This is a genomic window from Huijunlia imazamoxiresistens, from assembly GCF_037132455.1.
GTDB classification, from domain to species: Bacteria; Bacteroidota; Bacteroidia; order Chitinophagales; family Chitinophagaceae; genus Flavisolibacter; species Flavisolibacter imazamoxiresistens.
Window position 1 is genome coordinate 70875 of record NZ_JBBBEI010000014.1, and the last position, 21091, is coordinate 91965.

The following is a 21091-nucleotide window of genomic DNA, read 5'->3' on the forward strand; positions in this document are numbered from 1 at the left end:
GCGTTTAGGGGTTTACGGGTTTACAAGTTTACGAGTTCGGTGGCCGTTGTTTTTGCTGTTGTTTTCACCTTGTGCTTACGGGTTCCCTACTTTTGCAAAAATTTTAATTTCAATAAACCGTGAATACGGAGCTCCAGATTATCGATTACGAGTGGGACCAGAAGCAGGTGCAGCTGTACGTTCCCGATCCGCAAACCGTCATGGAACGGTACCGAAAGCAAAAGGAAGCGAACGCGCTGGCAGCCTTTCCTTACTGGACCCAGATCTGGCCGGCAGCCCTGGCCATGGCCCGCTTTATCGGGCAGCATCCCCATTACCTTACCGGCCGCAGCGTGCTCGAACTGGCCGCCGGCCTGGGACTACCCTCCCTGGTGGCGGCTCATTATGCCGCAACAGTCATCTGCAGCGACTACCAGCCCGAAGCGGTAGCCGTACAGGAACGGTCGGTATTGCTGAATGGATTCACAAACGTTCGGTGCGCCGTCCTGGACTGGCACCACCTGCCCGCCCACCTGTCCGCCGATGTATTGCTGCTCAGCGATATCAATTACGATCCTTCGGAATTCGAAGGGCTGTACCACCTGCTGATTTCCTTCTGGCAAAGGGGCACGACCATTATCCTTTCCACGCCGCAGCGGCTGATGGCCAAGCCTTTTATCGAGCGCCTGCTGCCGCTTTGCATGCACCAGGAAGAGTTCATCATCCGGCAGGAAACGGTCGTAACGGCTACAAGTATGTATGTGTTGCAAAAGAAAGCCTGATGCCCTTTGAACTGTAGGCTTTAGACTTCTTGCTCCAGCTTATGCCCGCAGAAATTGCAATAACGGGCATCGGAAGGGTTGTCGTGGCGGCATTCGTTGCAGACCTTGCCCCCGGGCCGGTGGCGCACCATCTCCACCGTGACGATGCCGGTGGGCACCGCAATGATGGCATAGCCGCAGAGCATGATCAGGGAGGCAATCCATTTTCCCAGGCCTGTTTCAGGGGTAATATCGCCATAACCCACCGTGGTGATGGTGACTATCGTCCAGTAAATACTGTTGGGGATGCTGGTAAAACCGTGGGAAGGCCCCTCCACTACATACATAATGGTCCCGAGCAGGATCACCAGGGTAACGACAAAGAGGATAAACACAATGACTTTGTACATGCTCGCCTTCAGGGCCTGGAACAGGTATTCCGACTCGCGTACGAACCGAAACAGCCGCAGGATGCGGAAGACCCGCAACATCCGCAGCAACCGCAATACCATAAAGTAGTGGTAACCCGGAACGATCAACCCAAGGTAAAAGGGCAACACGCTTAGCAGGTCGATGATGCCCAGGTAACTGAAAATATATTTAAAAGGCCGGGGCGACACCAGCACCCGCAGCAGGTACTCGACCGTGAACAGGCCGGTAAAGATAAGTTCGACTATATAAAACAGTTGCTGATACTGCCGGTTCAGGCCCGGCATACTCTCCAGGATCACGACAATGACACTCAGCACAATGATCCACAGCAGCACGATGTCGAACAGCTTGCCGCCGCGGGTATCGGTGCCGAAAACGATCCGGCACAACCTTTCTTTTAGGTGCTTTTCCATAACATCAGCAGGCTTTCGTTAGCGCACCGCTTCCTCAATAATGGCCGCAATGGCCCGGAGCAGCTCCACATCGATTTTCTTGTGCCCGATCTGCTCAGGGTCCAGGATGGCCCGGTAGTTCTGCTCCTCATCGGCCTCGAACCGCACCTTATCGCCATAAACATCCACTTCTATCTGGACGGTATAGCCGGTCGGCACCAGCCGGGCCTCAAAAACCAATTCCTCACCTTTATACGTAACCGGTATTTCCACTGTTTCGTTCATACTGCAATTTAATAGTTTACGGGTTTACGAGTTGCTTGCGCCCGTAAGGAACTCGTAAACTTGTAAACCCGTAAACTCTTTATTGACGCGCCTCCTCCCGAAGCGTATCCGTCTCCCAGGCCGAGTTCGGCTGGAGAAAGCGGTCTTCGCGGTCCGACTGGATGATCAGCTCGATTTCCTCGATGTATTTGCGGGCTTCCAGGATGTATTCGTCCTGGTTGCGGATGGCGGCCAGCTTTTTCAGGCTGTTCTCGTCGTGCTTCAGGAAGGTGCGGGCCAGGCGTTTGGCGGTGTACTTGCGCCAGCCCAGCAAGGTCATGGCTTCCACGCCCATGCGCAGGCTTGTATCCACCGTTTCGCGGAAGACGTGCAGCATGCCGGCATTCATCTGGTCGTAGGCATCGTAGCGGTTGGCGGCCCGCACCAGGATGTGCAGGTGGGGAAAATGCTTTTTCACCGTTTCGATCATCTCCAGGCGCTTTTCCGCCGAATCCACGGCGATGATGATGATGCGGGCCTCGTCGGCCCCGGCGGCTTTCAGCAGGTCGTAGCGGGAGGCATCGCCGTAGAATACCTTGAAGCCCATGCGCCGCAGCACGTTCACCGTATCGGAATTGATATCCAGAAAAGTAGCCTTCACCTGGTTGGCCCGCAGGAAGCGGCCCACCGTGTTGCCGAAGGAGCCGAAGCCGGCAATGATCACGGGGTTCTTTTCGTGGATGGAGTCGGCTTCCCGTTCTGCGGGTCTGGTGGTGCTCAGGCGGGGCACGATCAGCTTTTCATTCAGCGTGGTCACCAGGGGCGTCAGGGCCATGCTGGTGGCCACCACCGCGATCATCAGGCTGACGGTTTCCTGCGGCAGGATGCCCTTTTGCAGGGAAAAGGAAAACAGCACGAAGGCAAATTCGCCCACCTGGCTGAGGGAAAAGGAAAAAATAAAATTTTGCGTGGGGCCGATACGGAACAGCTTTCCCAGCAGCAGCAACACGCCGCTTTTTATGGCCACCAGCAGCAGCACCCATCCAAATACTTTCAGGGGCTGGGCGGCGATGAGGTGGAAGTCGATGGAAGCGCCGACGGCCACGAAAAACAGGCCGAGCAGCAGCCCTTTAAAGGGTTCGATATCGCTTTCGAGCTCGTGGCGGTATTCACTGTTGGCCAGCACCACGCCGGCCAGGAAGGTACCCAGGGCGGGGCTTAATCCCACCTTGGTCATGAGCACGGCAATGGCCACCACGATCAGCAGGGCAAATGCAGTGAACATTTCCCGGATGCCGGTATTGGCTACCATGCGCAGCAGGGGCTTCATCAGGAGGCGCCCGGCCAGGATGATCCCGGCCACCGAGCAGAGTACGATCACCGTTTGCAGCCAGGCCGGCTGCCCGCTGACCCAGTCGGCCCCGTCATGGCCGCCAGCACCGGCGGTGGCGGCAGGGGCGGTAGCCAGCAGGGGAAAGACGGCCAGCATGGGAATGACGGCGATGTCCTGGAACAGCAGCACCGAAAAAGCACTCTGGCCCGCTTCTGTTTTCATCAGTCCTTTCTCGGACAAGGTTTGCATCACAATGGCGGTGGAGGAAAGGGAGAGCACCATGCCCAGCACCAGGGCCTGCTGCCAGGGGAAGCCCCAAAAGTAGGCGGCGCCCCCGATAACGGCCGTACTGACCGCCACCTGCAGGGCGCCCAGGCCGGCAATGGACTTGCGTAGGCGCCACAGCAGGCGGGGCTCCAGCTCCAGGCCGATCAGGAACAGCATCATCACCACGCCGAATTCGGCGAAATGCATGATGTCCTGGCCTTCCTCGCCTACAAACCCCAGCACATAAGGGCCGATGATGGTGCCGGCCAGCAGGTAGCCCAGGACGGATCCCAGCCCGAGCTTCTTGGCTACCGGCACAAAAAGGACGGCGGCGCCCAAAAACACCATCGCCTGAAATTGAAAAGAATGTTGGTCCATAAAAACTTTTGAACGAATGACGGTAATATGCAGGCAGTAACCGCCCGCTGACAATTGCCTCCTGGCCAATGCCGAAGGACGAATATTTATTGATCAATGGCCCTGCACCCCGAGGCCAGCCCGGTTCTTCTCGATAGGGAACAGCTGGTTCAGGCAGTTCATATGCAGGAGCTCCTCCTCCTGCACCAGGCCGTCGCGGAGGGCGGTCAGCACCTGGAGGTATTGATGGGCGCTGGCGTCGATCTGGGGCTGTTCCATTTTGTGGGTGGAGGCTACCCAGAAGGGCGGCCAGTAGGTCATGCGGCACAGGCGGGCCGTTTGTTCGAAGGGGTGCAGCAGGTCCTGGAGGCTGTAGCGGTTGGTGCCGCCGGGCCCGTAGGCTTCCATGCTGCCGCCGGAAGAAAGCACACTGAAGAGCTTTTTCCCCTCAAGCTGCCGGCCCTTGCTGCCATACGCCCAGCCGTGTTCCAGTACCAGGTCCTGCCACTGCTTCAGCAGGGCCGGCGAGCTGTACCAGTAAAGGGGGTGCTGCCACACGATGATGTCGTGCCGCAGCAGCAGCTCCTGTTCGCGGGGAACGTCGATATCGAAATCGGGATAATGCTCGTAGAGGTCGTTGAGGGTGATGCCCGGCACCCCCTTAAGTTGTTTTAACAGGGTTTTGTGCACCCGTGACTTTTCCAAAACGGGGTGGGCAAAAAGAATCAGAATGCTGGCCATGGCCCGCAAAGTACTATGCATTTCAATGCGGAACAAAAGGTGCCGGCGGGGCGTACGTCCAAACTCTGGAACTTTTGGCCTACTTTCGCATTCCAAATTATCAAGATGCGGACCTGCAAAGGCGGCAGGAAATGGTGGAACACAGGATGCCGGCAACAGCTCCTCCCCTTTTTTCCCTCCCGGAAGGCCCCATAATAACCTGGCTTATTTTTTAATTGTTAAATAAATTTAAATTCTCGTGGTAGCAATTCTTATCTTTTTCGTGCTGCACTGGTACCTGTCGCTGTTTTCGCAAACGTTTTTCCTGCACCGTTATTCCGCACACGGCGCCTTTACCATGAGCCGCTTCTGGGAGCGTTTCTTCTTCGTGGTTACCTGGATCACCCAGGGTTCCTCCTACCTGAGCCCCCGGGCTTACGGCGTTATGCACCGTGTGCACCACGCCTATACCGACACCCCGGATGACCCGCACTCCCCGGCTTACGACAAGAATATCATGGCCATGATGATCCGTACCAAGGACGTTTATTCCGGCATCTTCCACGGCACCTATCCCGTGGATGCGCGGTTCACCAAAAACGTTCCCGACTGGAAGGGATTCGACAAATTCGCCAACGGCTGGGTGTCCCGCGTCTTCTGGGTCGCCCTGTACGTATGGTTTTATGTAACCTTCGCCCCTTCGCTCTGGTTCCTGCTGCTGATCCCCATCCACGGCGTCATGGGTCCCCTGCACGGCGTGATCATCAACTGGTATGCCCATAAGTACGGCGAAGTGAACTTCGAGACCGACAATACCTCCAAGAACCTGTTCAAGCTCGACATCCTGATGTTCGGCGAGGGTTATCACAACAACCACCACGTGCATCCTTCCCGCAGCAACTTCGCGGCGAAGAAGGGCGAATTCGACCTTTGCTACCCCATCATCAAGATGCTGCACAAGCTGAAGGTGATCAAAATGGTGAATACCAAACAAACAGTTGAAGTAAAAGAACCTGAACTGGTCTAAAGCACCCAGTAAAAACAGAAAAGCCTTTTCCGGTTGGAAAAGGCTTTTCTGTTTTAGGGATCAATTATGGGAGAGCGCCACTTTATTTTACTTTTTGGGGGTGAGCTCCGGGGCTTACGATCGTTCCCTCGGCGGCGGCCTTTTTCTTGGCCTTGGCGGCATCGGTATAGGCTTTAAAAAGCTGCTTCCAGCTGCGGCCGGTGGTGTTGATGTATTGCTCGTTCTTCGTTTTGTAAATTTCGAAGATGGCCGAGATCTGCTCCATGTTCTTGAAGTCGATGGCCTGCTCGCGGGCCTGCTTCAGGTTTTTCAGAATAACGGCTTCTTCCTGGGGCGTCAGGTCGGTGACGATAGAGCGGTAGCCGTTCAGGGTAAAGGCCACCTTGCCGATGGTGTATTTGTCCAGGATGGCTTCCACCTGCTCTTCGCTGAGGTCCTTGCGCAGGCCGGCCATCAGGTTTTCGTGTACCGACTTGGGCATGGCCGAATTGGCGATCACCTGGCGGTCCAGGTTGCTGAGCGGGTTGCCGGTAGCCGGGTTGATGCCGGCAGGCACGGTGGTGTAGGGGTGCTCGTTGTGCCAGTCGCGGACGGTTTTCAGGTGGGTGGCGATCAGCCCCTGCAGGCGCTGTTCCTTGGCGGCATCCTTCAGTTGCAGGGAAGTGACCCATTCGCCTGCTTTCTTTTCCGCGTCGGCGTCCGATTTGGCGCGGGCTTCGGCGCTCATTACAGCGGGGGCTTTTTCGGCCGGGGGACCGCTTGGGGCCTGGGCGTGGAGGGAAACGCTGAACGTTAAGGCTCCCGCCAGGAGCGCACAGGCAAGACTTGTTTTCTTCATTGTAGGTAGTTGGGTTTTGGCTTTAAAAATACGGAGGTAGCGCCTGCTTTCACCTTGTTTTAGGAGGATTTTGGCAATTCAGGAGAAGAGAAGCCTCCTTCCGGCTTTATATTTGCCGGTTCGGCGCAAAAAAAATGGTGCAAGACCAATAAATGCCGGCCCGTCTATTTTATGCAACACAACTTACCATCGCTGGAAACGATACTGGAAAAATTAAACATCGACGCCCTCAACGACATGCAGCAGGCCTCCCTGCAGGCCGCCGAAAGCGGGCGGGACACGGTCCTGCTGTCGGCCACAGGCACGGGCAAGACCCTGGCCTTCCTGCTGCCCCTGCTGCAGGGACTGCCCCCCCGCGGCAAAAAGACCGGCGCCCTGATCATCGTTCCCTCCCGCGAGCTGGCCCTGCAGATCGAACAAGTGTTCCGCTCCATGGGCACCGGCCTGAAAATTACCTGCTGCTACGGCGGCCACAAACGCGAGATCGAGGAAAATAACCTGGTGGAAGCCCCTGCCCTCGTCGTGGGTACGCCGGGCCGCCTGGCCGACCACATCCGCCGCCAAAACATTTCCGTGGACACCATCGAAACCCTGGTGCTGGACGAATTCGACAAATCGCTCGAACTGGGCTTTCTGGAAGAAATGGAACAGATCGTCCGGGCCCTGCCTTCCGTAAAAAAACGTATCCTCACCTCCGCCACCGAAGCGGTGGAGATCCCCGACTTCCTGGGCCTTACCGACCCGGTGCGCCTGGACTTCCTGCCCGCCGAAGGCGACGTCAAGCCTGCCCTGGAATTGAAACAGGTATTATCTGATGAAAAGGACAAGGTGGAAACCCTGTTCCGCCTCATCTGCCACCTGGGCAACCGCCCGCTGATCGTTTTCTGCAACCACCGCGAGTCGGTGGAACGCACCAGCACCCTGCTGACCGAAAAAGGAATCCGCAACGAATTCTACCACGGCGCCATGGAACAGCAGCAGCGCGACAGCGCCCTGTCGAAGTTCCGCAACGGCACGGCCAACGTGCTGGTGACCACCGACCTGGCTGCCCGCGGCCTGGACATCCCCCACATCCGCTATATCATCCACTTCCACCTGCCGCATACCGAGGCGTCGTTCCTGCACCGCAACGGCCGCACGGCCCGCATGGAAGCCAGCGGCACCGCCATCCTGATCCTGGGCCCGGAAGAAAGCCTGCCCCCTTACATCCAGGAAGAAGTGGACACCATCACCCTGCCCGAAACGGTGGAACTGCCCGAAAAGCCCAAATGGACCACGCTGTTCATTGCGGCCGGTAAAAAAGACAAGGTGAACAAGGTGGACATCGTGGGCTTCCTGTCCAACAAAGGACAACTGAAAAAAGACGATATCGGCCTCATCGACGTCAAGGACTTTTTTTCCTTTGTAGCCGTTCGCCGGTCCAAAGCCAGCCATGCGCTTACGCTTATCCGTGACCAGAAGATTAAGAACAAGAAAGTGAAGATTGAAATAGCCAAATAAGTCAGGAGTTTACGAGTTTACATGTTTACGAGTTTACGAGTTGCTGGCGCCTGTAAGGGACTCGTAAACTTGTAAACTTCTGTAAAGGAACCTATCTTACCTATACAAACTTTATCATGAAAAAAGTTGCAAAAATCCTGGGCATAATCGTGGCAGTATTGCTGCTGCTGGCATTTGCCCTTCCCCTGCTTTTTAAAGATAAGATCCTCCAGGTGGTGAAGACCGAGATCAATAAGAACGTGGAGGCCCGCGTAGATTTCAGCGACCTCAGCTTGTCGCTCTTCCGCCACTTCCCCAAGGTAAGCCTGGGACTGGAAGACCTGTCGGTGGTAGGTGTGGGTGAATTCCGCGGCGATACGCTGGTAAGCGCCAAAACCCTGGATGCCACGGTGGGCCTGACCAGCCTGATCTCGGGCAACAACATGAAGATCCACGGGGTCTTCCTGGAGTCGCCCCGGATCCATGCCCTGGTGAACAAGGACGGCAAGGCCAACTGGGACATTGCCAAGGCCGATACCACCCCCACCGCCGGCAGCGATACGGCTTCGGCTTTCGCCCTGGACCTCGAGAAATACGCCATCTCCGACGGCTACATTTTTTACAACGATGAAAGCGCCGGCATGAAGGCCGAGATCAGCGGACTGGATCATGAGGGAAAAGGCGCTTTTACGCAGGATCTCTTTACGCTTTCTACCAGCACCAGGGCGGGCGGGGTCACCTTCACCAATGCCAACATCCCCTACCTGGCCGGTGCCGCCACCACCATCGACGCCGATATCGAAGTGAACAACAAAACGTCCACCTATGCCTTCAAAAAGGCCGACCTGGGCATCAATAACCTGAAGCTGGGCGCCAACGGCTTCCTGCAGCTGGTGAATGACAGCACCTATAATATGGACATCAGCTTCGATGCCCCCACCAACGACTTCAAGGACATCCTGTCGCTGGTGCCCGCCATTTACAAAAATGATTTCGATAAGCTGAAAACCAGCGGCAAGGCAGCCTTCAAGGGCTTTGTAAAAGGCACCTACGGCCCGCAGGCGATCCCGGCCTACAACGTGGCCCTGGACGTGAAGGACGGCTTCTTCCAATACCCCGACCTGCCGCAGCCGGTAAAAAATATCCAGATCGCGGCGGTAGTGTCCAACCCCGACGGCGTTACCGACCACACCATCGTGGACGTAACCAAAGGCCACCTGGAGATGGGCGCCGAACCCTTCGATTTCCGCTTTATTTTCAAAAATCCCGAAACCACCCGCTATATCGATGCCGTGGTGAAAGGAAAGCTGAACCTGGCGGAAGTGAGCAAGTTCGTCAAGCTGGAAGGCAACACCAAGCTGGCCGGTTCGGTCTGGGCCGACCTCTTTGTCAAGGGCGCCCTCTCGGCCCTGCAACAGCAAAAAGGACCCTTCCAGGCCGGCGGTTTCCTGGACATCCGCAACCTGTATTACTCCTCGAAGGATTTTCCCCAACCCATCCAAAACGGCACCTTTAAGGTGGACCTGCAAAATACCGGCGGTACCGCCGACGGCACGGTGGTGAACGTTTCTTCGGGCCATGTGCAGGTGGGCAAGGACCCCGTGGACTTTACCCTGCTGCTGCGCAACCCGGTTTCCACGATTGACTTCAGCGGCAAGGCCAAAGGCCGGCTGACGCTGGACAACGTCAGGCAGTTCGTGGACTTGGAGCCCGGCACCGCCCTCAGCGGCCTGCTGGATGCCGACCTGACCTTCAGCGGCAGCAAGGCCGCCATCGACAAAAAGGATTACGGCAGCCTGAACACCGCCGGCTCCGTGCGCCTGCAACAAACCAAATACGTGTCGAAGGAGTATCCCGAAGGCGTAACGGTACAAAACGCCCTGCTGCAGTTTACCCCTAAAAACGTGACGCTGAACTCCTTTGCCGGCCGCTTCAAGGGCACCAACCTCACGGCCAGCGGCGTGCTGGACAACCTGATCGGCTATGCGCTGAACAACGAAGCCCTGTCCGGCAGCATGAACCTGGCAGCCGACAAGGTGAACCTGAACGAGTGGATGGGCACCGACACCACCACCACGGCCACCGGCAGCGCACCCGCCGACCCCTTCCTGGTACCCGGCAACATGAACCTCTCCCTCCAGGCCAGGGCCGGGGCAGTGCAATACGACAAGGTGACCTACAACAACGTGAAGGGCACCCTGCAGCTGAAGAACGAAACGGTGTACCTGCAGGACGTGCAGACCGAAGCACTCGACGGCGTCATCACCTTCAACGGCTCGTACAGCACGAAGGACAACAAAAAGAAACCGGCGGTCGCCCTCAGCTACAACATCAAGGACGTGAACGTGCAAAAAGCCTTTATGGCGTATAACACGGTGCAGAAACTGATGCCGGTGGGCCAGTTCCTGGCCGGAAAGCTGTCATCGCAGCTGAGCCTGACTGGCAACCTGGGCGGCGACATGATGCCCGACCTGGGCACGCTGACCGGTAACGGCAACCTGTTCATCCTGCAGGGAGTGCTCAGCAAATTCTACCCGCTGGAAAAACTGGCCGCCACCCTCAATGTTCAAGAGCTGCAGAACATCAGCCTCAAGGATATTAAAAGCCAGTTTGAATTCGCCAACGGCAAGGTGCTGATGAAGCCCTTTGACGTGAAGGTGAAGGATATCACTATGCAGATCGGCGGCACCCACGGTTTTGACAAGTCGATCGACTACATCATCGGCATGAAGGTTCCCCGCCGCTATATGGGCGAAGGCGGCAACGCCCTGGTCAACAGCCTGGCGGCCAAGGCCAACCAGAAAGGTATTCCGGTGACCGTGTCGGACGTGATCGACTTCAATGTGCGCATGGGCGGCACGCTGACCAACCCGGTGGTCAAGGCCGACCTGAAACAGGCGGCAGGCGACGTGGGCAAAGAACTGAAGGACCAGGCGGCCGTGTTCGTGCAGCAGAAGGTGGACAGTGCCAAAAACAGGGTGAAGGACTCCCTGGTAGCCGTTCGCAACCAGGTGACCAACGACCTGAAGAACGAGGTGGCCAAAAGGGTATTCGGCCCCAAGGATTCCACCACCTCCACCACCGGCGGCGCCGTGGAAGCCACGAAGCAAAAGGCTACCGAAACCATCAAGGGCGCCCTTAACGGCCTGCTGAAGAAGAAAAAGCCGGCAACCGATTCGGCGAAGTAACGCAGCGTTCGCCCCTGCGGTTTTTATGGCATAGTTTTTTGACGGTTGGTAGCAAATTCATGTTATGCAAAACTGGCTTAGAACATTAATTGCAGGCTATGGCGCGTATAAATTCGGCGGCGGCTGTCTGGGAACCATCGTAGTGTTTATCCTGATCTACTGGTTGCTGGGACATTGCTAAAATAATATTGTCATCAACCCTTTGTTTTGTCGCAGGTTTCCCCTGAAATTTTTCGGGGGGGTCTGCGACCTTTTTTTGGGCTCCCTTGCCCGTTCTTACCCTGCACAACAGATAGGACTGATGTTTGATAGGACTGTCAGTAACGTTGGCCCCGGTTACAGGACCATAGGGCAGGTAAACCGATAAAAGCAAAGCAATGGGAAATGAACGGCAAAAGTCCAGACCGGTTATTGTGATCGTTGGCGGCGGGTTTGCAGGAATCAACCTGGCGAAAAAATTAAGGAATGCCCCGGTGGATATTGTACTGTTGGACCGGCACAATTACCACACCTTCCAGCCCCTGCTCTACCAGGTGGCTACCGGCACCCTGGGCGCCGACACCATCGCCTTTCCGCTGCGGCGCCTGTTCCAGGGGCAGAAAAACTTCGTTTTCCATGTGGCGGAAGTACAGCGGGTAAACCCCGAAAAGAATACCATAGATACCACCATCGGCGAGATCGCCTATGATTACCTCGTATTGGCAACAGGCGCCACCACCAATTTTTTCGGCAGCCCGCAACTGGAGCACTTCGCCATGGACATGAAAACCGTCCCGCAGGCCCTGAACCTCCGCAGCATGATCCTGCAGAACATGGAAAAAGCCCTGACCGAAAAAGATCCGGAGATCAAGGACGACTGGATGCGGTTCGTGATCGTGGGGGGCGGACCGACAGGGGTGGAACTGGCGGGCGCCCTGGCCGAGTTCCGGAACCATATTTTGGAAAAAGATTACCCCGGCCTGGATAAAAACCTCATGAGTGTATACCTGATCGAAAGCAAACCGAGGGTACTGGGGGTGATGTCGGAGGAAGCGTCGGCAAAAGCAAAGGCGTACCTGGAAAAAATGGGCGTCATCCTGTACAACGGGGTCCGGGTCAGCTCATACGACGGCATCAGCCTGCAGATCAACAACGGCACCGAAATGAAAACGAGGAACGTACTCTGGGCCGCCGGCGTGCTGGGCGATGTGCCCCAGGGGTTGCCCGAGGACCGGCTCCAGAAAAACAGGCGCATTGATACGGACGAGATTAACCGGGTGAAAGGCTTTCAAAACATTTTTGCCATTGGCGACGTGGCCGCCGCCATTTCTGCCGATTATCCCCAGGGGCATCCCGGCGTGGCCCAGGTGGCCATCCAGCAGGGGCAGCACCTGGCCACGAACCTGATGGCCCTGATGGCCGGCCGGCCGGCAACGCCCTTCGTGTACAAAGACAAAGGTTCCCTGGCAACCATCGGCCGGAACAAGGCCGTGGCCGACCTGGGAAAATTAAAGTTCGGGGGATTTTTTGCCTGGCTCATCTGGTCTGTGGTGCACCTGTTCTCGCTGGCCGGTTTCAAAAACCGCCTGTTTGTATTTATGACCTGGATCGGGAAATATGTGTCCAACAACGTTTCCACCCGCCTCATCATCCGGCCCTTCAGCCGCGAACTGATGACCGAGGACCCGGCAGCCAAATGAACCAGGGCCGCAAAGGCCGGGGCCGCTTATTGGGTGCAGGATAAGTGTTATGTTCGTAATCCCGTCCGACCTCCGAATCTACTTTCCGCTTCCATTTCCTCTGCTGAAACCAGGTTCCTTTTTACGCATGTTTTAAACCAGGTTGTATGAATCCGCCAGATTTGTAGGCCTGCCTGCAGCTTCCTGACAGTGGAGGAGGCCGGCAGGCGTATACGAACGATGGGGCCAGTAGGCTCCCGGCCGCATCGTCCCGTCCCCTTATGCCCGTTCCTCTCTTTCATTAAACCATGCACCATGAAATGTGAAACTTTATCCTTTCCTTTTCTTTCCTTCTTCCTGTTCTGGCTTTTTCAGCTTGCGGCTCCCCCGGCTCACGGCCAGGAACACTCCCCGGAAGCCCGGGAGTGGCTGCGGCAGCGCTACCAGGCCGCCCGTCCGCAGGAATTGTCCTTCGACAGCTTTGCCCGCCGCCACCGGCACCTCTCCCCGCCCGCGAACCGGCAACAGGCGGCGGCGGCCGCTGCCTCTATTTTGGATTGCAAAGCCACCCACGTGGCCTGTGCCAACGGCGACTTTGAAAGCGGCACCATTGAACCCACCCGGTGGCGGGGCGCCTTCGGCACCTGGTTTTCCGGCGAGCCCAAACCGACCGCTATGACCGAAGGCTTTATCCCCGGACCTATTGATTTTTCCTTTGCCCACCAGACCCTAGTCACAGCGGGTAAGGACCCGGTAGTGCCCGCCATTTCCCAGGTGGCCCCGGGCGGCGGGAAGTATTCCTTGCGGCTGGGCAACCGGGCCAACGGGGCGGGCACGGAAATGATCGCCAAAACCTTTACCGTTACCGCCGCCCAGACGGTGTTTGCCTTCCAGTATGCCCTGGTGTTCCAGGACCCCGGCCACACCCCGGCCGACCAGCCCGCCTTCAGCGTGCGGGCCTTTGACTGCGCCACCGGCCAGGAACTGCAGGGCATATGCGACCTGGGCAACGGCTCGAACAAGGCCGTATCGGATGCGGACGACCCCTTCTTCGCTTCCATCCCCCGCGACTCCATCGCCTACAAGAACTGGACGCAGGCCCAGGTGAACCTCTCGGCCCATATCGGCAAGAAAGTGACCCTGGTGTTTACCAACAAAGACTGCGGGCAGAGCGGCCACTTCGGCTATACCTACCTCGACAACTTCTGCACCGCCTGTACCATCGGTTGCCGCTATTCCCTTACCCTCGACAGGGGCGCCACCTCGGCCTGCGGCAAAGGAAAAATCTGCTTGAATTATGCCCTGCCCCGCGCCGGCACGGTCAGCGGCACCCTGGTGCTGAAGCTGGCGGTCTACCAGGGAGGGAAACAGGTGGGCGCCGCCCTGTCCAGCCCTGCGCTCTCTTCCGGTACCTCGTATTGCTTTACCGTCGACCCGGCCACCCTGGGCCTCAACCGGGCGCTGGAGGGCTTCGACTACGTGGTGACCGGCCTCTTTACCCTGAGGGGTTACAACCTCTCTCCCATCATCGTGGGCCAGATCCCGGAAGGACAGGCGCCGGGCCGCAACAACGACTACCGTACCGCCTGTGTCTGCACCGTGCGGGCGGTCTGCAAAAACGTCCGCTTAAACCTGGTTCGGGGCTTGGCCACCCTCAAGGCGGCCGATGTGGATGGCGGCAGCAGCGCCACCTGCGGCATCCGCTCGATGAGCGTGACGCCGGCCAGCTTTACCTGCAGCCAGGTGGGGAACCATAAAGTGCGGCTGACCGTGACCGCCAACGACGGCAAGACCGCCAGCTGCGATGCCACGGTGACCGTAACCGGCAGCACCCCGGCCTGCACCGGCATCCGGGTCCTGCCGGCCAACAACACCTATACCGGCGGCGTGCCCACGAATATCTACCTGGGCTACGGGCCCCAGAGCGTCACGCTAAGCCCTGTGGTGTCGGGCGCAGCGCCGTTTACCTATTCCTGGACGCCGGCAACGGGCCTCAGCAGCGCTACGGCCGCCCAACCGGTATTTACCCCCCGCAGCGGGGGCGTGTACACCTTCACGGTCCGGGTCGCCAATGCCTTTGGGTGCGCCACCACCTGCCGCATCCAGATCTGCGTGGTGGACATCCGCGATGCAGCCTCCGGCAGCGGGCGGGTATATCTTTGCCACCAGCAGCCGGGCACCAGCCTGAAGCGGACAGTTTCCGTTACCCCGGCCGAAGCCGCTGCCCACCTGTCGGCTCACCCCGGCGACCGCCTGGGCTCCTGCACCAGCCTGCCCTGCTCTTCGCCTCCGCCCACCGTTGGCCCGCAGTATACGTTCCTGGACCGGAAAGCACCCCCTGGCATCCGCCTGTGGCGGCCCTGACACCCAACCGGCCCAACGATTTCCGCAAAAAAGAAGACCCCGCCGAGGCGGGGTTCTTTTTGTGGTCACCCTCCGGAGGCCGGCGGGGAACAGGCCCGGTTTTTATGACCTATATGCTATGGCCCCTAACGATTGTTTACCATGGAAATAGGCATCTACACCTTTGCAGACATCGCCCCCGACCCCGAAACGGGACAAACCCTTTCGCCCTACCAGCGCCTCCGCAACCTGATGGAAGAAGCCGGGCTGGCCGAGCAGGCCGGCCTCGACGTGTTTGCCGTGGGCGAGCACCACCGGCCCGACTACGCCGTTTCGGCCCCGGCCGTGGTGCTGGCCGCCGCCGCCGGGCGAACCACCCGTATTCGCCTGTCGAGCGCCGTTTCCGTGCTCAGCTCCGACGACCCGGTGCGGGTGTTCCAGTCCTTTGCCACGCTGGACCTGCTGTCGGGCGGCCGGGCCGAGATCATGGCGGGGCGGGGCTCGTTTGTGGAATCCTTCCCGCTTTTCGGCTATAACCTGAATGATTATGACGAGCTGTTTGCCGAAAAGCTGGAACTGCTGGTGCGCCTGAACGAAAGTGAGCGGATCAGCTGGAAAGGCAAACTCACCCGGGTCATCAACGACCTGGGCGTTTATCCCCGCCCCTTCCAGCCGCAACTGCCGCTTTGGGTGGCGGTGGGCGGCACCCCCGAATCGGTGGTGCGGGCGGCGCAGTACGGCCTGCCGGTGGCCCTGGCCATCATCGGCGGCATGCCGGCCCGCTTCGCCCCTTATGCCCGCCTGTACCGCGACCATTATGAAAGGGCGGGACACGACCTTGCCCGCCTCCAAATCGGCATCAATTCCCACACCTACCTGGCCGAAACTTCGCAGCAGGCGGCGGATGAATTCTTTCCTTCGTATGCCGAGGTGATGACCCGCCTGGGCAGGGAGCGCGGCTGGCCGCCGGTCAGCCGGGGCCAGTTCGAGGCCGCCCTGGGGCCGCACGGGGCCCTGCTGGTGGGCAGCCCGCAGCAGGTAGTGGACAAGATCCTGCACCAGTACGACCTGTTCGGCCATACCCGCTTCCTGGCGCAAATGAGCCTGGGCGCCATGCCGCACGATAAGGTTTTAAAAGCGATCGAATTGCTGGGAACGAAGGTGGCGCCGGAGGTGCGGAAGTATACGAACGCGTCTTCGGGGATGACGCAAAGCAGCCAGCTCCGGGGCTGATTACCCCCTTTTGCCGGTACGACGTTTCGGCTGACTCCGGACGGCATCCAGGTCCTGTTCCTCATCCACTTCCTCGTCCGCATTTTTATATCCCGACGCGGGGTCTTCGGCAATACGTTCCCAGTAGTCGTCACCCAGGGTTTCGCGGCCGGTGGCCTTATCACGGCCCAGGAAGGCGCTTTCCCCCGTACGCTGCTGACGGCCCGCGGCCTTTTCGGAATGGGCGCCGGCGAGCCGGCTGCCTGCTTGATTTTTTCGGTCCATAAACGATAGTTTATTGTTCATCAGTAATATACGCAGTTCGCGGGTAAAAAACGAATCCGCCCGGTATGGGGAACGGCCGTGGCATCAATTTAGCAGCCATACCCGGAACAAGGCACAAGGCCCCCCTAACCATTTACCTGAAAAGAATCAAGCTCATGGAACAACTCAAGGATCTCGAGCAGAAAGCCCGTCTGCTGCGGAAGTGGTGCCTCCTCTCCACCACCGAAGCCGGCTCGGGCCACCCTACCTCCTGCCTGTCGGCAGCAGACCTGGCAACCGTGCTGTTTGACCGGCATTTTACCTGCGACCTTTCCAATCCCCTGAACCTGTACAACGACCGGCTGGTGCTGTCCAAAGGCCATGCCGCCCCCCTGCTGTACGCCCTGTACAGCCTGGCCGGCGCCTACCCGCCGGAAGAACTGAAAACCCTCCGCCGGTTCGGCAGCCGCTTCGAAGGCCACCCTACCCCCAAATTTCCCTTTGCCGAAGCCGCCACCGGCTCCCTGGGCCAGGGCCTGTCGGTCGGCGCCGGCCTGGCCCTGGTGGCCAAGCGCCAGGGACTGCCCTTTAAAACCTTCGTGCTCACCGGCGATGGCGAACTGGCCGAAGGCCAGGTATGGGAAGCCGCCAATTTCGCCGCCCATGAAGGTCTCGACAACCTGGTGGCCCTCCTCGACATCAACCGCCTGGCCCAGAGCAGCGACACCATGTTCGGCCACCAGGTGGACCAGTACGTCCGCCGCTTCTCGGCCTTCGGCTTTGAAGTGATCTCCCTCGACGGCCACGACCTGCGCCCGATCGACGAGGCGCTCGACTGGGCCACCAAGAACGACAATGGCAAGCCCACCGTTATCGTGGCCAAAACCTTTAAAGGCAAAGGCGTTTCCTTTATCGAGAATAAAGGCGGTTGGCACGGCAAGGCCCTCAGCCGCGAAGAGCTGGAAAAAGCCCTGGCCGAGCTGGGCCCGGTCGACGACAGCCTGCGCTTCCACCTGAAGCCCCCGGCCGCCAGCCTGCTGGCCGAATGCCCGGGCTGCCAGACCGACCTGGAAGGCGCTTTTGAAAAAGGAAAAGAGTACGCCACCCGCGAGGTATTCGGGCAGGCGCTGGTGCAGCTGGGAGAAAAGAACAAAGACCTTTATACCCTCGACGCCGATGTAAAGAACTCCACCTTCACCGAGAACTTTAAGAATAACTTCCCCGCCCGCTTTGTGGAATGCTATATAGCCGAGCAGAACATGGTCTCGGTGGCGGCCGGCCTCTCCAGGCTGGGCAAGGTGCCCTTTGTGGCCACCTTCGCCGCCTTCCTTACCCGGGCTGCCGACCAAATCCGCATGGCCCGGGTATCGGAAGCCAACATCAAGTTCATCGGCTCGCACGTGGGCGTTTCCATCGGCGAAGACGGTCCCTCGCAAATGGGGCTGGAAGACATCGCCCTGTTCGGCGCCCTGCCCGGCAGCGTGGTGCTGCAGCCCGCCGATGCCGCCTCCACCGTGAAGCTGGTAGGACAGATGGCCGCCCACACGGGAATCACCTATATGCGCACCCTGCGCCCGAAGACCCCCCTGTTGTACGGGCCGGAAGACACCTTCCCGATCGGCGGCTCGAAGGTGCTGCGGCAGTCGGCCGGCGACCTGCTGACGGTGGCCGCTTCGGGCATCACGGTATTTGAAGCCCTGAAGGCCGCCGAAGCACTGGAAAAAGAGCAGATCGCCATCCGCGTCGTGGATTGTTATTCCATCCATCCCCTGGACGAGGAGACCCTGAAGCGCTGCCTGCAGGAAACGGAAAAAAAGCTGCTGATCACGGTAGAAGATCATTTCGAGCATGGGGGACTGGGCGATTTCGTGGCGTCTGCCCTGGCGGGAGAAGGGGCCCAGGTGGTAAAAATGGCGGTGAAGGAGATCTCGCAGTCGGGAACGAAGGACCAGTTGCTGGAAGCCGCCGGTATCAGCGCCGCCCGTATCGTGGCGAAGGTGAAGGAGTTTACCAGTTCGCGGGTTCACGAGCTGACGAGTTAGGGACCGGAAATAAAACACCCTGGAATGTTTTAAGGGTCCTGATCCCATCAGGGCTTTTCTCAAAAGGTTCCAGGGTGTTTCTTTCCAAATGAGGGTGTTATCAGGCGCCCTTCTGGTGACCGCGGTTGTTGGTATCCTTACTGCCACCCGAGGCGGTTTTACGGCCTTCGCTGGAGGTGCGGTCGGTATCGCCCCTGCGGTTTTTATTTTCGGTTTGCTGCGTCGTATCGCTCACCTGCTTTTTCGAGGGATTCCTGGGATTGTTTTGTGCCATAACCAATTTTTTTAAATGAAAAATTCACGGGCTCCTGCCGGCTAACGGTTACCGCCATGCGTGCCCTTTTCTTTTTTAGGGGCATTGCTGCCGTAGCCGGGTGTGTCTTCCTTCTTTACCAGCTTTTCACCGCGCTGGCCGGAGGTTTGCTGTCCGCTGCCCTGCCCGGTAAGGTTGCCGGGATTGCCGCCTCCACGGTCCTGGTTTTTCCTGGTGATTTCTGCCATAACAATTGATTTATAGCGGTACTTCCGAAAATATAGTGCCAACCGGAGCGACGGAGCGGCGGCAGGGCCGCAAAATTTTACCGCCGGCGGCGCTTGTTGCGGCCCTCCTCTTCGCCGGCGCCCAGGGCGATGTTGGTGGTTACCGGCTGGGGCAGGGTTTGTACCGAGGCAAAGGGCACGCGGATCATCTTGCCGTCGGGCAGTTCGGCAATATAGCCGGCAGCCGTTACCGCCACCGGCACCAGCAGGGTATTTACCTTGGCCACGGTGCTGGCGCCGCCGGTGACCTTCGTCAGGCGTAAATAGTGGGACAGGTCCCGCTCCGGCACATTGGGCGCGGTTTTTACCGCCGGGTTCACGAACGGAAACGGATCGATAGGGCCGGCAGGGGTATAGACGCCGAAATGCAGGTGCGAGGGCGTGGTCCGGGCATTCCCGGTATTGCCAACCAGGCCTACGATCTCGCCTTTCTTCACCTGCTGTCCTTCGCGCACCAGCTGCTTGTCGAGGTGGGCATAGTAGAGAAAGATATTTTTTTCGGGGATCTTCAGCCAAACCACCTTGCCGCCCAGGCCGCCTTCCTTGACGCCGGTAATGACGCCATCGGCAATGGCCGGGCAGGGTGTCAGCCGCGGGGCAAAAATGTCGATGCCCTCGTGGCTCCGTTTGCCGCCGCCGCGCCTCGCGCCCCAGAACGAGCCGGTTTTGGCCTTGTTGCCCGAAACGGGGAAGGCCAGGGAGGGCCCTACCGCAATGGACAGGCTGTACGCGCCCGAGCGCAGCAGCTGCGGCTGCAGGCGCAGCAGGTACGTGCCTGCTTCGGCTATGTCTACGCTGAACAGCGAAGCCGCCGTATCGGCCGAAAATACCAGGGAGGATTCGGTTCCCTTCAGCCGGAACAGGTCGGCAAACAGGGTAAAGGGGGCGTAGGCTTTCCGCGAAACGGTAAACGTCAGGCGCTCGCCGGGGCGGGCCTGGAACTTCAGGCCGAGGGCACGGGACTTGTCGGGCCCGAAATAGCCGTTATGCCGGTAAGGAAGTTCCACCGCCAGGGGATCGAGCAGGGCGGCCTTGGAAGCGGCCTTCCACTGGCGACCCGCCGGGGTTTCCTCCAGGTCGGTCCGGTCCAGTTTGTCGGCGTATTCTTCGTGCGGTGTTTTTTTCTTAAAGATCCCGGAAATGGTGCTGCAGCCGGATACGGCAACGGTCAGAAGGAGGGCGGCAATAATATTTTTCATAGTCTGTAGGGCCATTAGCAAAAAAAAAGCCGGAAAAGCTGGTAATTGGTTAAAGAAGCAAAAACGACAGGTCCTCCCCCGGTAGTATGTCGCGGCGCAGAGGTTTTGCGGCGGCCCCGCTTTGAAACAGGGCGGCACAAACCCCGCCCGCATACCAGAGTCGCCCGTGCTGCAGCCGCAATGCCGTGCCTTCGGGCAGGCCTACCACGGGTATGCCGGGGTTCAGCAACAGGAACTCCTCCAGGCGCATGTCGCGGGTTTCGCCGTGGAATCCTTCGGTCTTCAGGTTCAGGTAGTGCGGATTGATCTGGAAGGGGAAAAAGCCCAGGGAGGTAAAGCTGGGGGGCTGGATGATGGGCATGTCGTTGGTGGTGGCGATGCTGCGCCCGGCCAGGTTGGCGCCTGCGCTCCAGCCAATATAGGGGCAGCCCTGCGCCACCTTTTGGCGGATAGCGTCCAGCAGCTGCAGGCGGTACAGGTCGTGCAGCAGCTTGAAGGTATTGCCGCCGCCCACCAGAATGGCCGCCGCCTGTTGCAGCGCGCCTTCGGCCTCGTTTTCTGAAACTACCTGTATCCGTGCCGCCAGGGAAGGCAGGGCCTCCCGCACCCGGTCGGCATACCGGGTGTACTCCCGGTCCGCTGCGGCAAAGGGGATAAAGGCCACCGGGCCATCGGTCGCCCCGAGGACTTCTTCCACCAGGGGGGCGGCGGTTTCCAGGTAAGCGCCGTTGCCGGCACGCGAGCTGCTCAGGGCTAAGATCTCCATCATCGGTTTTGGCGCCAATGTACAAAGAGA

The 21091-nt window shown here is 58.8% G+C and carries 18 protein-coding genes; 8 read left to right on the forward strand and 10 right to left on the reverse strand.

From position 1 onward, the window contains the following. Positions 1-119 precede the first annotated feature (119 nt). Positions 120-761, forward strand: coding sequence for a class I SAM-dependent methyltransferase (locus tag V9K67_RS17060; protein WP_336724436.1), 642 nt, complete (start codon positions 120-122; stop codon positions 759-761). Between the two features lie 20 nt (positions 762-781). Here the strand turns inward: V9K67_RS17060 and V9K67_RS17065 are convergent, their stop codons facing one another. From V9K67_RS17065 to kefF, 4 genes are all read right to left on the reverse strand, one after another. Further along, positions 782-1585, reverse strand: coding sequence for an ion transporter (locus V9K67_RS17065; protein WP_336724438.1), 804 nt, complete (start codon positions 1583-1585; stop codon positions 782-784). An 18-nt stretch (positions 1586-1603) separates the two neighbouring features. Then, on the reverse strand, positions 1604-1849 hold the full coding sequence (locus tag V9K67_RS17070; protein ID WP_336724441.1) for a hypothetical protein: 246 nt from the start codon (positions 1847-1849) through the stop codon (positions 1604-1606). 79 nt (positions 1850-1928) lie between these two features. Continuing rightward, on the reverse strand, positions 1929-3806 hold the full coding sequence (locus tag V9K67_RS17075; protein ID WP_336724443.1) for a monovalent cation:proton antiporter-2 (CPA2) family protein: 1878 nt from the start codon (positions 3804-3806) through the stop codon (positions 1929-1931). A gap of 93 nt (positions 3807-3899) precedes the next feature. Continuing rightward, on the reverse strand, positions 3900-4526 hold the full coding sequence (gene kefF / locus V9K67_RS17080; RefSeq protein ID WP_336724445.1) for a glutathione-regulated potassium-efflux system oxidoreductase KefF: 627 nt from the start codon (positions 4524-4526) through the stop codon (positions 3900-3902). Positions 4527-4764: 238 nt separating this feature from the next. Here kefF and V9K67_RS17085 point away from each other — a divergent pair, with 238 nt between their 5' ends. Beyond that, a complete protein-coding gene (locus V9K67_RS17085; protein WP_336724447.1) occupies positions 4765-5532 on the forward strand; it encodes an acyl-CoA desaturase in 768 nt (255 codons plus the stop codon). A gap of 82 nt (positions 5533-5614) precedes the next feature. On the opposite strand, the gene V9K67_RS17090 is transcribed toward V9K67_RS17085, so the two are convergent. Then, positions 5615-6370, reverse strand: coding sequence for a DUF3826 domain-containing protein (locus V9K67_RS17090; protein WP_336724448.1), 756 nt, complete (start codon positions 6368-6370; stop codon positions 5615-5617). Between the two features lie 171 nt (positions 6371-6541). Here V9K67_RS17090 and V9K67_RS17095 point away from each other — a divergent pair, with 171 nt between their 5' ends. The 5 genes from V9K67_RS17095 (at position 6542) to V9K67_RS17115 (ending at position 16271) form a co-directional block, all read left to right on the forward strand. Beyond that, a complete protein-coding gene (locus tag V9K67_RS17095; protein ID WP_336724450.1) occupies positions 6542-7870 on the forward strand; it encodes a DEAD/DEAH box helicase in 1329 nt (442 codons plus the stop codon). A gap of 116 nt (positions 7871-7986) precedes the next feature. After that, complete coding sequence (locus V9K67_RS17100) at positions 7987-11037, forward strand: AsmA family protein (RefSeq protein WP_336724452.1); 3051 nt, start codon at positions 7987-7989, stop codon at positions 11035-11037. Between the two features lie 377 nt (positions 11038-11414). Further along, positions 11415-12716 carry an NAD(P)/FAD-dependent oxidoreductase gene (locus V9K67_RS17105; protein WP_336724453.1) on the forward strand — a complete coding sequence of 434 codons (1302 nt, stop codon included), beginning with the start codon at positions 11415-11417 and terminating at the stop codon, positions 12714-12716. 294 nt (positions 12717-13010) lie between these two features. Next, on the forward strand, positions 13011-15059 hold the full coding sequence (locus V9K67_RS17110; protein WP_336724455.1) for a hypothetical protein: 2049 nt from the start codon (positions 13011-13013) through the stop codon (positions 15057-15059). 141 nt (positions 15060-15200) lie between these two features. Then, entirely contained in the window at positions 15201-16271 is a 1071-nt protein-coding gene (locus V9K67_RS17115; protein ID WP_336724457.1) for an LLM class flavin-dependent oxidoreductase, read from the forward strand. Here V9K67_RS17115 and V9K67_RS17120 read toward each other — a convergent pair whose 3' ends face one another. Next, the gene (locus V9K67_RS17120; RefSeq protein WP_336724459.1) at positions 16272-16535 is read right to left on the reverse strand and encodes a hypothetical protein; all 264 of its coding nucleotides are present in this window, start codon (positions 16533-16535) and stop codon (positions 16272-16274) included. Positions 16536-16672: 137 nt separating this feature from the next. On the opposite strand from V9K67_RS17120, the gene V9K67_RS17125 reads away from it, so the two are divergent. Then, entirely contained in the window at positions 16673-18556 is a 1884-nt protein-coding gene (locus tag V9K67_RS17125) for a transketolase (RefSeq protein ID WP_414696780.1), read from the forward strand. Positions 18557-18656: 100 nt separating this feature from the next. Here the strand turns inward: V9K67_RS17125 and V9K67_RS17130 are convergent, their stop codons facing one another. The 4 genes from V9K67_RS17130 to pepE all read right to left on the reverse strand — a co-directional run bounded on the left by V9K67_RS17130 (position 18657) and on the right by pepE (position 21064). Next, on the reverse strand, positions 18657-18830 hold the full coding sequence (locus V9K67_RS17130; RefSeq protein WP_336724463.1) for a hypothetical protein: 174 nt from the start codon (positions 18828-18830) through the stop codon (positions 18657-18659). Between the two features lie 41 nt (positions 18831-18871). Continuing rightward, positions 18872-19057 (reverse strand): hypothetical protein, encoded by a 186-nt coding sequence (locus V9K67_RS17135; protein ID WP_336724465.1) that lies wholly within the window; start codon positions 19055-19057, stop codon positions 18872-18874. Between the two features lie 77 nt (positions 19058-19134). Further along, positions 19135-20295 carry a M23 family metallopeptidase gene (locus V9K67_RS17140; protein WP_336724467.1) on the reverse strand — a complete coding sequence of 387 codons (1161 nt, stop codon included), beginning with the start codon at positions 20293-20295 and terminating at the stop codon, positions 19135-19137. A gap of 49 nt (positions 20296-20344) precedes the next feature. Beyond that, positions 20345-21064 carry a dipeptidase PepE gene (gene pepE / locus V9K67_RS17145; protein WP_336724469.1) on the reverse strand — a complete coding sequence of 240 codons (720 nt, stop codon included), beginning with the start codon at positions 21062-21064 and terminating at the stop codon, positions 20345-20347. Positions 21065-21091 lie beyond the last annotated feature (27 nt).

What these genes read in the sequence shown, in the direction of transcription:
- V9K67_RS17095 (WP_336724450.1), top strand. Translation starts at nt 6,542, where the DNA reads ATGCAACACAACTTACCATCGCTGGAAACGATACTGGAAAAATTAAAC.
- kefF (WP_336724445.1), bottom strand. Translation starts at nt 4,526, where the DNA reads ATGGCCAGCATTCTGATTCTTTTTGCCCACCCCGTTTTGGAAAAGTCA.
- V9K67_RS17130 (WP_336724463.1), bottom strand. Translation starts at nt 18,830, where the DNA reads ATGGCACAAAACAATCCCAGGAATCCCTCGAAAAAGCAGGTGAGCGAT.
- V9K67_RS17105 (WP_336724453.1), top strand. Translation starts at nt 11,415, where the DNA reads ATGGGAAATGAACGGCAAAAGTCCAGACCGGTTATTGTGATCGTTGGC.
- V9K67_RS17100 (WP_336724452.1), top strand. Translation starts at nt 7,987, where the DNA reads ATGAAAAAAGTTGCAAAAATCCTGGGCATAATCGTGGCAGTATTGCTG.
- V9K67_RS17110 (WP_336724455.1), top strand. Translation starts at nt 13,011, where the DNA reads ATGAAATGTGAAACTTTATCCTTTCCTTTTCTTTCCTTCTTCCTGTTC.
- V9K67_RS17090 (WP_336724448.1), bottom strand. Translation starts at nt 6,370, where the DNA reads ATGAAGAAAACAAGTCTTGCCTGTGCGCTCCTGGCGGGAGCCTTAACG.
- pepE (WP_336724469.1), bottom strand. Translation starts at nt 21,064, where the DNA reads ATGATGGAGATCTTAGCCCTGAGCAGCTCGCGTGCCGGCAACGGCGCT.
- V9K67_RS17075 (WP_336724443.1), bottom strand. Translation starts at nt 3,806, where the DNA reads ATGGACCAACATTCTTTTCAATTTCAGGCGATGGTGTTTTTGGGCGCC.
- V9K67_RS17135 (WP_336724465.1), bottom strand. Translation starts at nt 19,057, where the DNA reads ATGGCAGAAATCACCAGGAAAAACCAGGACCGTGGAGGCGGCAATCCC.
- V9K67_RS17140 (WP_336724467.1), bottom strand. Translation starts at nt 20,295, where the DNA reads ATGAAAAATATTATTGCCGCCCTCCTTCTGACCGTTGCCGTATCCGGC.
- V9K67_RS17065 (WP_336724438.1), bottom strand. Translation starts at nt 1,585, where the DNA reads ATGGAAAAGCACCTAAAAGAAAGGTTGTGCCGGATCGTTTTCGGCACC.
- V9K67_RS17070 (WP_336724441.1), bottom strand. Translation starts at nt 1,849, where the DNA reads ATGAACGAAACAGTGGAAATACCGGTTACGTATAAAGGTGAGGAATTG.
- V9K67_RS17115 (WP_336724457.1), top strand. Translation starts at nt 15,201, where the DNA reads ATGGAAATAGGCATCTACACCTTTGCAGACATCGCCCCCGACCCCGAA.
- V9K67_RS17120 (WP_336724459.1), bottom strand. Translation starts at nt 16,535, where the DNA reads ATGGACCGAAAAAATCAAGCAGGCAGCCGGCTCGCCGGCGCCCATTCC.